Raw genomic sequence first — 12,939 nt, 5'->3', positions numbered from 1 at the left:
TAAACACAAGTTTAAGGATTTGTAATATGCAGCAAGACACGATTATTAAGCCCGTAAGAGCCAGAGGCGGTCGACCTAGTAAACGCGACATGATTTTAGAAAGCGCAGAAGAGCTTGTGCATTCAAAAGGTGCCGCACACCTTACGTTCGACGCACTTACTGAAATCACGGGTATCAGTAAAGGTGGGTTGCTTTACCACTTCGAAAGTAAAGACGCTTTAATCAGTGCCATGCTAGAGCGCTATGTTGAGCAAAGAATGAAGCTTAAAGCTGAAATTCAAGGTGAAGCAACAGGAGTTGATGCTGAAATTAATGCCATGATTCGCGCGGAATTAGCGCACAACAAACGTGGTAAGCTTGGTGTCGACAGTGCTATTTTGGCGGCAGTAGCAAGTAACCCCGAACTTACAGAGATTGTGCAGCCGCGCCAACAAGAGCTGTTTAGATTACTTGACCAGTGTGGCGTAGGTCCTATTCAGGCACGCGTTGCTTGGTACGCTGTTATAGGACACCGTTTGGCACGCCAATTTGGTATGAACCATGGCGAAGAAGATAACGACGAGGCGCTGACTCGATATTTGTTGAAGTTAATTACGCCGGAGTCTTAATCGACCGTTATTCAAACTTGTCGTTGCGCAACATTTTATTACTGGATACGCAATGACACCGCAGGGTATTGTTCGCTATACTTTGCGCTCTTTAAAAAGGACAGTAGAGGCATTGTGGAGAATCTTGTAGAAGTTAAAGACGTGTTCTTCAGTCGGGGCGAAACTCCGATATATGAAGGTGTGTCTTTACGCATCCCTCGAGGTAAAGTGACCGGCGTTATGGGTCCAAGCGGCTGTGGTAAAACGACACTGCTCAGGCTTATCGGTGGTCAGCTAAAAGCGCACGCAGGCGAAGTAGAGTTTGCAGGACAAAATGTTGCGCAGTTAGGTCGTTCAGACCTATACGAAGCCCGCAAAAGAATGAGCATGCTGTTTCAAAGCGGCGCGTTATTTTCAGACCTTACCGTATTCGAAAATGTGGCTTTCCCATTGCGTGAGCACACGCAGTTAAGCGACAACATTATTCGCACGATCGTAAAAATGAAACTTCAGTCGGTAGGCCTGCGCGGTGCAGGGCATTTGTATCCGTCTGAATTGTCTGGTGGTATGGCACGAAGAGCGGCGTTAGCGCGGTCAATTGCGCTGGATCCGGAACTGATCATGTACGACGAACCCTTTGCCGGACAAGATCCAATTTCTATGGGAATGCTGGTGAAGCTGATTAAGTCTTTAAATGAAACGCTAGGCTTAACCAGTATTGTGGTTTCGCACGATATTCATGAAGTTATGTCGATAGCTGATCACTTGGTGATTTTTGCCAACAAGCAGGTTATTGCAGAGGGTTCACCGGAAGAATTAAGAAACCATGACTCGGAACTTGTGCAGCAGTTTTTAACAGGCGCTGCCGACGGTCCTGTACCTTTCCACTACAAGTCGAACCCTTACCATGAAGACTTGTTGGGAGGTGCGCAATGATTAATGCATTGGTGAAACTTGGCAGAAATACTCTGTCGGTATTAGCAGGCGTTGGTTCTGCTTCTATCATGCTGTTTCAATCTATTGTGGGTAAACCGCAACCGCTGAAAATGTTCCCACTGCTCATTCGCCAACTTTATGTGGTGGGTGTGCAGTCGATGCTTATTATTCTAATTTCAGGATTGTTTATAGGCATGGTGCTCGGTTTGCAGGGCTACACCATTTTGGTGGACTTCGGTGCGGAACAAGCTCTAGGTCCTATGGTTTCGTTGTCGTTACTGCGTGAGTTAGGCCCTGTGGTTACAGCATTGCTTTTCGCAGGTCGAGCAGGCTCTGCTTTAACGGCGGAAATTGGGTTAATGAAAGCGACAGAACAGTTGTCGAGTTTGGAAATGATGGCAGTTGACCCATTACGTCGTGTGGTAGCTCCGCGTTTTTGGGCTGGCTTTATAAGTATGCCGTTACTGGCTTTAATGTTCAGCGCAATAGGTATCTATGGCGGATTTATAGTGGGCGTGCAGTGGCTAGGTGTCGACGACGGTGCTTTCTGGTCGGTAATGCAAGCTAACGTAGAATGGGGCCAAGATATTTTGAATGGCTTTATCAAAAGCTTGGTTTTTGCGCTCGTGGTGACATGGATTGCCTTGTACAAGGGTTATACCGCAGAGCCTACGTCGCCGGGTATTAGTGCCGCAACCACACAAACGGTAGTGTACAGTTCGCTAGCCGTGCTTGGATTAGACTTTGTATTAACTGCAATTATGTTTAGTTAATGCATTTTGTAACGAATTAGAAAATTGAGATTAGGTGAAATATGACCACACGCACAATGGAATTATTAGTAGGTGTTTTCGTTGCAGCGGCAATTGCAGCATTGGTGTTTTTAGCACTGCAAGTTGCAAATAACTCCGACGCGACCCGAGGTGAAACTTACACGCTAGTGGCTAAGTTCGACAATATTGGTGGCTTAAAAGTGCGCTCGCCAGTTAAGGTTGGCGGTGTTGTAGTAGGACGAGTGTCGAGCATTCAATTAACGGGTGAATATTACGAGCCTATCGTAGAGATGCAAATAAGCACTCAGTACGACGCATTTCCTGAAACCAGTACTGCGTCTATTCTGACTTCTGGTTTGTTAGGCGAGCAATATGTAGGTTTAGAGCCAGGTTTCATCGACGACTTTGTGATGATGCTTGAAGATGGTGATGAAGTTCCGAACACGAACTCGGCCATTGTATTGGAAAACCTGATCGGCCAGTTCCTATTCAGTCAAGGTGAAGAAGGCTAATGAGTGAGTTACAGGTTCATTCGTTGTCGGCTGGCGTTAAGTTTCAGGGTACTCTGAATCGTAATACCGTACCTAAGGTATGGCGCGAGCGGAAAACGTGGATGACAACAGACAAAACGTTTACCGCCGATCTAGAAAATATAGACAGCGTAGACTCTGCGGGGCTCGCCATGCTTATTCAGCTTAAGTCTGAGCTGGAGCAAAATAAGCAAGAGCTGACGTTGCAGGGGGCGAACGAGCAACTTAAGGCATTCGCTGAAATGAGCGGTGTAACTGAATTGCTCGGGCTGAATGACTAAGCGCACATAGACGCGAAGAAAGGTATAAAAATGGAAACACAGGACATCGAGAAAATTTTACTTGAAGCATTGGAGCTAGACGAAGTTCATGTGAAGAGTGACGGTTCGCATTATCAAGTTATCGCGGTAAGTGACAAATTTGCTGAACTAAGTCGTGTAAAACAACAGCAAATGATTTACGGGCCATTGAACGATAAGATTGCTGATGGCAGTATTCACGCATTAACCATTAAAGCGATGACGCCCGACACGTGGAAACGTGACAAAGGCCTATACCTCTAGAGAAACAAACACTCCATGGAAAAATTTATAATTGAAGGCGGTACGCGCTTAGAAGGCGAAGTTACCATTTCGGGCGCAAAAAATGCGGCACTTCCCATTTTATTAGCGTCACTTCTAGCCGACGAGCCGGTAGTTATTCATAACGTTCCTCGCCTTCAAGATGTGGTGACTTCATTAGCATTGCTAGAGAAGCTAGGTATTCCTACTGACCGTGTTGAGCAAGCTAGTTACAAAATTGACCCTTCATCGAAGCATGGACATATCGCACCGTATGAATTGGTGAAAACCATGCGCGCATCGGTTTTAGTTCTAGGCCCGCTGTTAGCGAAATGCCATGAAGCCGAGGTTAGTTTGCCGGGTGGTTGTGCTATTGGCGCACGCCCTGTGAATTTGCATATTGAAGGTTTGCGCCAAATGGGCGGGGAGATCGTGGTTGAAGAGGGTTACATAAAAGCCAAAGCACCACATGGTTTGAAAGGTGCGCTTATTCTGATGGATATGGTAAGTGTAACCGGCACAGAAAACTTGATGGCTGCAGCAACGCTTGCTGAAGGCGAAACCATTATTGAGAACGCTGCACGTGAGCCAGAAGTGGTCGACCTTGCAAACTTCTTGAATGCGTTAGGCGCTCAAATTACCGGTGCAGGCACAGACACCATTCGTATTCAGGGTGTTAAGCGTTTGCACGGCGGCGAATATAGCGTACTACCTGATCGTATCGAAACAGGCACGTTTTTGGTGGCTGCATTAGCAACACAAGGTTTTGTGAAATGTAACCACGCAGATCCAAAGCAGTTGGACGCAGTGTTGAAAAAGTTGAACGAAGCTGGCGCTGAAATTGAGAGAACAGAAAACAGTATTACTTTAAAAAGTGTTGCCGCACCGCGGTCGGTAAATATTGTGACCGCGCCGCATCCTGCTTTCCCTACTGACATGCAAGCGCAATTCACCGCGCTCAATGCTATTGCCGAGGGAACTGGCTGGGTTCGTGAAACCATTTTTGAAAACCGGTTTATGCACGTTCCTGAGTTAAAGCGCATGGGTGCCGATATCGACTTGGAAGGTAACACTGCAATTTGCCGAGGCGCAGCCCGTTTAAGTGGTGCGCAGGTGATGTGTACAGATTTACGCGCTTCTGCTTCGTTGGTTATTGCGGGTATGGTGGCTGAAGGTAAAACCGAGGTCGAGCGTATTTACCATATCGACCGCGGTTATGAACGTATCGAAGCTAAACTGTCAGCATTGGGCGCTAACATTCAACGCGTGCAAATGTAGTTAGCCGCGCGTGTCTAGGCGTTGAATCGTCACTTCGGTTTGCATTTCTTCTTCATTTCGAATGAAGTCTATTTGTAAGGTCGTACCCGGGCGTGTTTGGGCAACAATGTCCAGCGCCTGGTTAACACTGTGAATCATCACTTCATCAATATGCGTAATCACGTCACCTTGTCTTAGCCCGCCGATTTCCGCAGGGCTATTCGGCGTAACGCCGTCGACAGTAATTCCACTTTGGTTAAGTCCGGTAATGTCTTGGCCTGCGTCTATGCCCAGATATCCTCGGGTGACTACGCCTTCACCGATAATTTGATTCATAATTTCTTCAGCTTGGCGTGCCTCAACTGAGAAGTGAATGCCTGTTGCGCCTTGCTCTGCCATAAAACGAGCACTGTTAATACCTACTAATTCACCGCGGCTGTTGACCAGCGCACCGCCTGAATTGCCGTCACTAATGGCAGCGTCCATTTGAATAAACTCTGCATATCCACTTTGTTCCGGACTTCTCCCAGCTACAGGAATATTCACTGAACCTGCCGCTGAGATAATACCTTGAGTCACCGCTTGTCCAATATTAAATGGGTTACCGATGGCTAGAACCACGTCGCCAACGCGTGGACGATATTCACTATTTCTCGGAATAACCGGTAGATTGTCTGCGTCTATGCGAAGCACGGCTAGGTCTGTAAATTGATCAATTCCTACGAGATCGGCAGACAAAAAGCGTCCGTCTTGAAGAGCAACATGGATATGGTCGACCGATGCAACTACGTGAAGTGCGGTAAGAATATAGCCTCGTGCATCCATGATAACGCCAGAGCCCAAGCGCACAGAAGATGTGGTTCTTCCTGGTGCGCGCCGATCGGCATATGCTCTTTCGGTATAAATATTCACTACCGCTGGCGCAGCAACTTCGACCGCTTCCGCATAAGACATTAATGCGCTTGGTGCTACGCGCTGTGGTTCTGAATCGCTGTTTTGCAAAATAGGCAAAATGAGCAACACCAGAGCGGCAACAATAAAGCCCAGCAAAGCCGGTTTTATAATGTATTGAGTCAATGGTGATTTGCGATTCAAAGGCATGTTCGTGTCGGTTAGAAACTTATGTTCGGAATGTTAGCACCGATTCCATCGTGTCGGTAGTCGTGAATAAAAAATGGGGTCAGAGCACTTTTTGCTCTGACCCCAAAGTGCTCTGACCCCATTTGGGGTTAGTTGGGGAGTAGTAGGTAAAGCTGGCTGTTGCCGCGAATTATAGTAAGCGCGGTAACGCCTTTGCTGTTGTCTATACCTTCTTGTAGGGCACTCATGGTATTTACTGGCTGACGATTCACGGCTGCAATAATGTCACCCGTGGTTAAACCGATGCGTTCAGCCGGTGAGTTCGGTGTAACTTCGCGTACTTCAATGCCACGACCTTCTTCAGAAAAGGTCGCACCCTGAAGTGCTGGGTGTGATAGTTGAGTAACTGGCGCTGCTGAGCCTTGTTGCAACTCTACATCGATAGACAGTGTTTCGCCGTCACGTAAAATACCCAGCTCAACTTCTGTTCCTGCGCCGGCACTACCGATTTTAGCGGCAAGCTCTCCAAATGACTGAATTGGCGCATCGTTCATACTGACGATGACATCTCCGGCTTGTATACCTGCTTCATCTGCAGCACCACCTTCAACCACTTCGCTTACCCAAGCGCCACGTGAAATGTTGATGTCGAGCGCTTCTGCAAGTTCTTGGTTCAGGTTTCTACCGCGTACACCAAGTACACCGCGTCGTACTTCGCCAAATTCTACAATTTGGTCCACGAGGTTCTTCATCATGTTGGAAGGAATAGCGAAACCGATACCAATATTACCCGCAGCACCAAGAATGGCCGTGTTGATGCCAATGAGGTTGCCTTCTAGGTCGACCAATGCACCACCTGAGTTACCACGGTTAATAGCAGCGTCGGTTTGAATGAAGTTCTGTAGCTGGTCGTTACCAATACCCGAGCGGCCGAGTGCTGAAATTATGCCTGAAGTAACGGTTTGACCGAGTCCGAATGGGTTTCCGATAGCTACCGCAAAGTCGCCCACGCGTAGCTCGTCGGAGTCACCGATTTCAATTTCAGTTAAGTCTTCTGGGTCTGCTAATTGAAGTAACGCGATATCAGAGTCAGGGTCTGTACCCAGTACCGTAGCTTCGAAGGTACGGCCGTCTTTAAGTGTTACGACAATTTCGGTTGCACCGTCGACGACATGGTTGTTGGTCACAACGTAGCCTTCGTCTGCGTCAATAATTACGCCCGAACCTAAACCTTGGAAGGGCTCTTCGCGAACTTGCTCTTGTGGACCACGTTGTCCGAAGAAGTAGCGGAATGCCTCTGGAATTCGCTGACGTGTAACGCGACGACCTTCCACTGAAATGTTCACTACAGCGGGGGTTACGTCCTCTAGCATAGGTGCTAGCGTCGGTGTTTCATTAGAACGGAAAAATGGAATTTGTGCTGTTGCAGGCAAGCTTAGCGCTGCAAAACTAAGCACAGCAATAGAAAACCAAGCGAAGTACTTTTTCATTGATTTATTACTCCTAAGTCCATCAACTAAAAACGTATGCGGTACAGACGCAATGTACTAATGACCTATAAGAAGCAAAATAAGTTCTGAAAAAAGTATTTCAAGGTGTAAATAAAAAAGCCCTGCGTATATAGGCAGGGCTTCTGAATATCGATCATTATGAACGCTAGGCGTTAGGCTTTGTTTTCTGACTCTTGTTTCTCAGTTTCAGCAGCTTTAAATAACCCGCTACCTGGCTCTGAGTAATCGCGAGGAGGTAAAGACGCGTCTCCGTCTCGGTCTCTGCGATCAGGGTCTAAAATACTTGCCTGGCGCAATTGCTTCATGGTGTCTTCTGAGAAGAATGGCAAAGGTTGTTGCCACTCCTTGTCGCTTTGCAACAATTGCTCGCTGTCACCTAAGAACTTGCTTAGTTTGCCTTGAACGTCGGCAACCTGCTCAGAAAGTTGTCTTGCCGTTGCAATGTGATCAACCACGTCGCGCTTGTACGCTTCAAACTGCTGTTTGCTGTCGTCTAACTGCGCTTGCAAGTCGGCTTGGTCACTGTGCTGCATAATCCAGTAACGCGCTGCAAAGAAGCCAATCACCGCGCCGAGTAAAACTAAAATAATTCCGACCAGCCATCCCATGTTCAATCTCCTTGCCACCGATAGGTTGTCGATTACATTAATGGTATCATTTATTTTAAATCGAAGTCGTCAGATGTGAGAGTATTTTTATGGTAGACCATACACCTTGGTCTTTGTATCAACATGATCTTGCCGAAAATGGTTTCCAACATGATGAAGCCCAAGAGCAGGCGGTAAAACATCTTCAGCGTTTGTTTGACGAACTTGTTGCTTTCGAAAAGGAGCATACAACGTCTTTACGCTCGCCCATACGCGCACTAAAGAAAATATTCACTAAAGAGGAAGCTACCCACAATATTCAGGGGCTCTACTTTTGGGGTGGCGTAGGAAGAGGCAAAACCTATTTAGTGGATACTTTCTACAACGCCTTGCCGTTTGAGAATAAATGGCGTGTTCACTTTCACCGTTTTATGTACAGAGTTCATCAAGAGCTTGAGAAGTTGAAAGGGCAGTCGGACCCGCTAGACAAAATTGCTGCTGCATTCGCCAAAGAGGTGCGTGTTATTTGTTTCGATGAGTTCTTTGTACAAGACATCGCCGATGCAATGATATTGGCAACCTTGTTGAAAGGTCTATTTAAGCGCGGTGTGGTGCTTGTAGCAACATCTAATATTGTGCCTGACGAGCTCTATCGCAATGGGCTCCAACGCGCCAGGTTTGTGCCAGCGATTGAACTTATCAACCAACACTGTGAAGTAGTGAACGTAGACAGCGGTGTCGATTACCGTTTGCGCACATTAGAGAAAGCTGAAATCTACCATTCGCCACTCGACGAAGACGCGGACAAAAACTTAGTGCGCTACTTCCATGAACTAGCTCCTGACCACCAAGCGCATGCTGAAAACACGCATATTGTAATAAACGGGAGAAATATTCAGGCACGAATGGAATCGGACGACGTGGTTCTGTTTTCGTTTAAAGACATTTGCGAAACAGCACGTAGCCAAAACGACTACATTGAAATAGCTCGGATATACCATGCGGTGCTTATTAGCGACGTGAAAATCATGAATGCCGATACCGACGACACAGCACGCCGGTTTATTGCGCTCGTTGACGAATTCTATGAGCGCAAAGTAAAGCTGATTATGTCGGGCGAGACAGATTTAGAGCATATCTATGCGGGTGGCAAGTTAACGTTCGAGTTTAAGCGTTGTTTAAGCCGCTTATTAGAAATGCAGTCGCGTGAATATTTGGGGTACGCACACAAAGCATAAACACGCTTATTTAATGCGCAAAACGCTTTGATCTAGCCATTGAATTTCTGTATACTCCGCGCTGCCCACGTTACTTCCCCTGCGTTTTTCCCAACGCGGTTGGTGCTAAGCACCTTAGGGAACTAAGCGGCATTCTCGCGGGGAAGCTCGGAGAAGCCACGGCTAACTAATTGAATTCTGGGTATTTAAAATGAAAACCTTTGTTGCAAAACCGGAAAGTGTAACACGCGACTGGTATGTTGTTGACGCTGCGGGTAAAACCCTTGGTCGTTTAGCAACTGAAATCGCAAGTCGTTTACGTGGTAAACATAAAGCTATTTATACGCCACACGTTGACACTGGTGACTACATTATCGTAATCAATGCTGAGCAGATCGCTGTGACTGGTAACAAGGCACAGGACAAAATGTATCACGCTCACAGTGGTTACCCAGGTGGTTTGAAGTCAATCAGCTTTGAAAAACTTCAAGCGAAAAAACCTGAAATGATCATTGAAGCTGCTGTAAAAGGAATGTTACCTCGTGGACCTCTAGGTCGCGAAATGTTCCGCAAGCTTAAAGTATATGCGGGCAGTGAGCATAAGCATGCCGCACAGCAACCTAAAACCCTAGAAATTTAACGGAGCAGATGACTATGGCAGATACTCAATACTACGGTACAGGTCGTCGCAAAAGCTCTACAGCGCGGGTTTTCCTGCGCGCGGGTAGCGGTGCGATCAAGATCAACAACCGAACTTTAGAAGAATACTTCGGTCGTGAAACAGCGCGTATGGTTGTTCGTCAACCTCTAGAGTTGTTGGAAATGGCTGATAAATTCGATTTGCACATCACTGTAACTGGCGGTGGTACTACTGGCCAAGCAGGTGCAATTCGTCACGGTATCACGCGTGCGTTGATGCAATATGACGAAGCTCTACGTGGTGACTTACGTCGTGCGGGTTATGTAACTCGTGACGCGCGTCAAGTTGAGCGTAAGAAAATCGGTCTTCACAAAGCGCGTAAGCGCCCACAATTCTCGAAGCGTTAATTTTTCAACGCCAAAGAATTTTTCAAAAACCCGGCCTTGTGCCGGGTTTTTTGTGTTTTGGTGTTCGTTTCGGGGGTTAATTACCTTGTAAAAGCAAGGGCTTTTCTTTATGATCGTGTGGCATTTTTTTGTCGCGAGTATTAGGTACTTGTGCTGCGGTAATAGCCGCACAGCGTCCAAAATTGGAGAAAGATGGATGAGCAATGCGCCTGTAGATAAAGGCCGCCGCCGTTTCTTAACTGTTGGAACCTCAGTAGTAGGTGCTATCGGTGCAGTCGGTGCAGCCGTTCCTTTTATAGCTTCGTGGAACCCGAGCGCTAAAGCGCGAATTGCGGGTGCGCCAGTTGAAGTGAAAATAGATAAAGTTGAGCCAGGTCAGCTAGTACGTGCTGAATGGCGTGGTAGCCCTGTATGGGTTGTGCGCCGTACGCCGGAAATGTTGGCGAGCTTAGATACTACGAACGATCAAGTTCGTGACCCGCAATCAGAAAAGCCACAGCAGCCTGAATATGCGCAAAACCAACACCGTTCAAGAAACCCAGAGTGGTTTATTGCGGTTGGTATTTGTACGCACCTAGGTTGTTCACCTACGTTTATGCCGGAGAACTTTGCTACAGCAGACGGCGTAGAATCAGGTTTCTTCTGTCCGTGTCACGGTTCTAGGTTTGATATCGCGGGGCGTGTATTCAAAAGCGTTCCAGCGCCAAGCAACCTAGTTATACCACCGCATTACTTCATTGACGATGCAACGGTACTGATTGGTGAAGATGGAGGTAATGCGTAATGAAAGCATTGATTGAATGGATCGATAAGCGCATTCCAATGACCAACACCATGCGCTTGCATGTGACTCAGTATCCTGCTCCGAAGAACTTTAACTTCTGGTACTTAATGGGCTCATTGGCTCTAGTCGTGCTTGTTAACCAAATCGTTACTGGTATTTGGTTAACTATGAACTACACGCCAAGTGCTGAAGATGCGTTCCGCTCTGTTGAATACATTATGCGTGACGTAGAGTACGGTTGGTTGCTGCGTTATATGCACTCCACAGGTGCTTCTGCATTCTTTGTGGTTGTATACTTACACATGATGCGCGGTCTAATGTACGGTTCTTACCAGAAGCCACGCGAATTGCTGTGGGTTTTCGGCATGCTTATCTTCCTCGTGTTGATGGCTGAAGCGTTCATGGGTTACATCCTACCTTGGGGACAAATGTCTTACTGGGGAGCCCAGGTTATTATTTCCTTGTTTGGTGCTATTCCTTATGTGGGTGACGCACTAACCACTTGGATACGTGGTGACTACGTTATTTCTGGCGCTACGCTAAACCGTTTCTTCGCATTGCATGTTATTGCGTTGCCGTTGGTACTGGTTATTCTTGTATTCTTACACCTTATTGCACTTCACGAAGTGGGTTCGAATAACCCAGACGGCGTTGAAGTTAAGCGTAAGAAAGGAAGTATTCCTAAAGAAGAACAGTCGAAGTTTGAATTCCACGAACGTTACACAAGTAAATACGACATCGTCGACTCAATTCCTTTCCACCCGTATTACACGGTGAAAGACTTAGTTGGCCTTGCTGGATTCTTAATCCTGTTTGCTGCGGTAATCTTCTTCGCGCCAACGATGGGCGGCTACTTCCTAGAGCCACCTAACTTTGAAATTGCGAACCCAATGAAGACTCCAGAGCATATTGCTCCGGTATGGTACTTCACGCCGTTCTACGCAATTTTGCGCGCAGTACCGATTAAGCTACTGGGTGTAATTTTGATGTTCGCGTCAATTGTGTTCTTGTTCCTTATTCCTTGGATCGACCGCGCTAAAGTACGCTCTACGCGCTACCGTAGCGGTTTCCACAAGGCGAACCTGACACAGTTTGTGATTAGCTTTATTGTGCTTGGTTATTTGGGTGTTCAGCCTGCAGAAGGTATCTACGTACTATTAGCGCAGATCTTTACCTTCTTATACTTTGCGTTCTTTGTGTTCCTTTGGTTCTACAGTAAGAACGAAAAAACCAAGCCACTTCCAGAGAGGTTGACGAAATGATGAAAAGATTTCTTCTAGCTCTGGCGTTCATTATGCCGTCTGCGGTTTTCGCAGCCGGCTATAGTGGGCCACTAGACAAAGCTGAGATTGACTTAACGGACAATGCTTCGTTACAGCGTGGCGCACAAATTTTCATGAACTACTGCATGGGTTGTCACAACGCTCAGTACCAGCGTTACCAAAGAACGTTTAACGACATTGGTATTCCGCTAGAGTTGGGTGAAGAGTACATGCAGTTTACGGGCGAAGCTGTGGGCGACCACATGTATTCAGCTATCGACACTGAAGCCGCGGGTGAGTGGTTCGGTATTGCGCCTCCAGACCTTACAATGGTTGCGCGTGTTCGTGGTGCTGATTGGTTGTACACCTTTTTCCGGAGCTTCTACGTTGACCAGGCTCGTCCTTTTGGCGTGAATAATGAAGTGTTCTCAAACGTAGGTATGCCGTGGGTTCTTGAAGAACTACAAGGCACGCCACGTAAAACTTGGGAACGCCGCATGGTTGACGGTGAAATGAAAGACGTTTACGTAGGTATTCGTTCAGACGGCAACGGCCGACTAAGCTCAGAAGAGTTTGACCAAGCAATGTTAGATCTAACTAACTTCTTGGTATACATGGGTGAACCAATGCAACTTGAGCGTAAACGTTTAGGTTACTTCGTCATTGGCTTCCTTATTGTATTGCTACTGTGGACTATCTTCCTGAAGAAAGAATATTGGCGAGATATCAAGTAGTAACGTGCTTTCCAATGTACGTATAAGAATACGGGGGCGTTTATCGCCCCCTTTGCTGTTTGCATAGAATGGAG

General features: G+C 46.9%; 16 protein-coding genes. 13 read left to right on the top strand and 3 right to left on the bottom strand.

What is annotated here, in order from left to right:
* Positions 1 to 26 precede the first annotated feature (26 nt).
* The 7 genes from DQX04_RS07240 (at position 27) to murA (ending at position 4,664) form a co-directional block, all read left to right on the top strand.
* On the top strand, positions 27 to 608 hold the full coding sequence (locus DQX04_RS07240) for a TetR/AcrR family transcriptional regulator (RefSeq protein WP_111915225.1): 582 nt from the start codon (positions 27 to 29) through the stop codon (positions 606 to 608).
* Positions 609 to 719: 111 nt separating this feature from the next.
* Entirely contained in the window at positions 720 to 1,523 is an 804-nt protein-coding gene (locus DQX04_RS07235; RefSeq protein WP_111915224.1) for an ATP-binding cassette domain-containing protein, read from the top strand.
* Positions 1,523 to 2,296 (top strand): lipid asymmetry maintenance ABC transporter permease subunit MlaE, encoded by a 774-nt coding sequence (gene mlaE, locus DQX04_RS07230; protein WP_370443884.1) that lies wholly within the window; start codon positions 1,523 to 1,525, stop codon positions 2,294 to 2,296. Before DQX04_RS07235 ends, mlaE begins: the two co-directional genes overlap by 1 nt.
* Before the next feature lie 41 nt (positions 2,297 to 2,337).
* Positions 2,338 to 2,808 carry an outer membrane lipid asymmetry maintenance protein MlaD gene (gene mlaD / locus DQX04_RS07225; RefSeq protein WP_111915222.1) on the top strand — a complete coding sequence of 157 codons (471 nt, stop codon included), beginning with the start codon at positions 2,338 to 2,340 and terminating at the stop codon, positions 2,806 to 2,808.
* Positions 2,808 to 3,107, top strand: coding sequence for a lipid asymmetry maintenance protein MlaB (locus DQX04_RS07220; protein WP_111915221.1), 300 nt, complete (start codon positions 2,808 to 2,810; stop codon positions 3,105 to 3,107). Before mlaD ends, DQX04_RS07220 begins: the two co-directional genes overlap by 1 nt.
* 30 nt (positions 3,108 to 3,137) lie before the next feature.
* A complete protein-coding gene (locus DQX04_RS07215) occupies positions 3,138 to 3,389 on the top strand; it encodes a BolA family protein (RefSeq protein ID WP_111915220.1) in 252 nt (83 codons plus the stop codon).
* Positions 3,390 to 3,404: 15 nt separating this feature from the next.
* On the top strand, positions 3,405 to 4,664 hold the full coding sequence (murA, locus tag DQX04_RS07210) for a UDP-N-acetylglucosamine 1-carboxyvinyltransferase (protein WP_111915219.1): 1,260 nt from the start codon (positions 3,405 to 3,407) through the stop codon (positions 4,662 to 4,664).
* Here the strand turns inward: murA and DQX04_RS07205 are convergent, their stop codons facing one another.
* The 3 genes from DQX04_RS07205 to DQX04_RS07195 form a co-directional block, all read right to left on the bottom strand.
* Positions 4,665 to 5,744 (bottom strand): trypsin-like peptidase domain-containing protein, encoded by a 1,080-nt coding sequence (locus tag DQX04_RS07205; RefSeq protein ID WP_111915218.1) that lies wholly within the window; start codon positions 5,742 to 5,744, stop codon positions 4,665 to 4,667. It lies immediately after the preceding gene.
* Between the two features lie 128 nt (positions 5,745 to 5,872).
* Complete coding sequence (locus DQX04_RS07200; protein ID WP_111915217.1) at positions 5,873 to 7,213, bottom strand: Do family serine endopeptidase; 1,341 nt, start codon at positions 7,211 to 7,213, stop codon at positions 5,873 to 5,875.
* Between the two features lie 173 nt (positions 7,214 to 7,386).
* Positions 7,387 to 7,842, bottom strand: coding sequence for a YhcB family protein (locus tag DQX04_RS07195; RefSeq protein ID WP_111915216.1), 456 nt, complete (start codon positions 7,840 to 7,842; stop codon positions 7,387 to 7,389).
* 89 nt (positions 7,843 to 7,931) lie between these two features.
* On the opposite strand from DQX04_RS07195, the gene zapE reads away from it, so the two are divergent.
* From zapE to DQX04_RS07165, 6 genes are all read left to right on the top strand, one after another.
* A complete protein-coding gene (zapE, locus tag DQX04_RS07190; RefSeq protein WP_111915215.1) occupies positions 7,932 to 9,059 on the top strand; it encodes a cell division protein ZapE in 1,128 nt (375 codons plus the stop codon).
* Between the two features lie 190 nt (positions 9,060 to 9,249).
* Entirely contained in the window at positions 9,250 to 9,678 is a 429-nt protein-coding gene (gene rplM / locus DQX04_RS07185; RefSeq protein ID WP_111915214.1) for a 50S ribosomal protein L13, read from the top strand.
* Between the two features lie 14 nt (positions 9,679 to 9,692).
* On the top strand, positions 9,693 to 10,085 hold the full coding sequence (gene rpsI / locus DQX04_RS07180) for a 30S ribosomal protein S9 (protein WP_111915213.1): 393 nt from the start codon (positions 9,693 to 9,695) through the stop codon (positions 10,083 to 10,085).
* A 196-nt stretch (positions 10,086 to 10,281) separates the two neighbouring features.
* Complete coding sequence (petA, locus tag DQX04_RS07175; RefSeq protein WP_111915212.1) at positions 10,282 to 10,869, top strand: ubiquinol-cytochrome c reductase iron-sulfur subunit; 588 nt, start codon at positions 10,282 to 10,284, stop codon at positions 10,867 to 10,869.
* Positions 10,869 to 12,131, top strand: coding sequence for a cytochrome bc complex cytochrome b subunit (locus tag DQX04_RS07170; protein ID WP_111915211.1), 1,263 nt, complete (start codon positions 10,869 to 10,871; stop codon positions 12,129 to 12,131). The genes petA and DQX04_RS07170 overlap by 1 nt, the downstream gene beginning before the upstream one ends.
* Positions 12,131 to 12,865 (top strand): cytochrome c1, encoded by a 735-nt coding sequence (locus DQX04_RS07165; protein WP_111915671.1) that lies wholly within the window; start codon positions 12,131 to 12,133, stop codon positions 12,863 to 12,865. Before DQX04_RS07170 ends, DQX04_RS07165 begins: the two co-directional genes overlap by 1 nt.
* The last annotated feature ends 74 nt before the right edge of the window (positions 12,866 to 12,939 follow it).

It is taken from the genome of Aliidiomarina sp. B3213, assembly GCF_003290085.1.
GTDB lineage: Bacteria > Pseudomonadota > Gammaproteobacteria > Enterobacterales > Alteromonadaceae > Aliidiomarina.
Note: the sequence above shows the minus strand (reverse complement) of the source record. Positions and strands in the feature narration are given on the sequence as shown.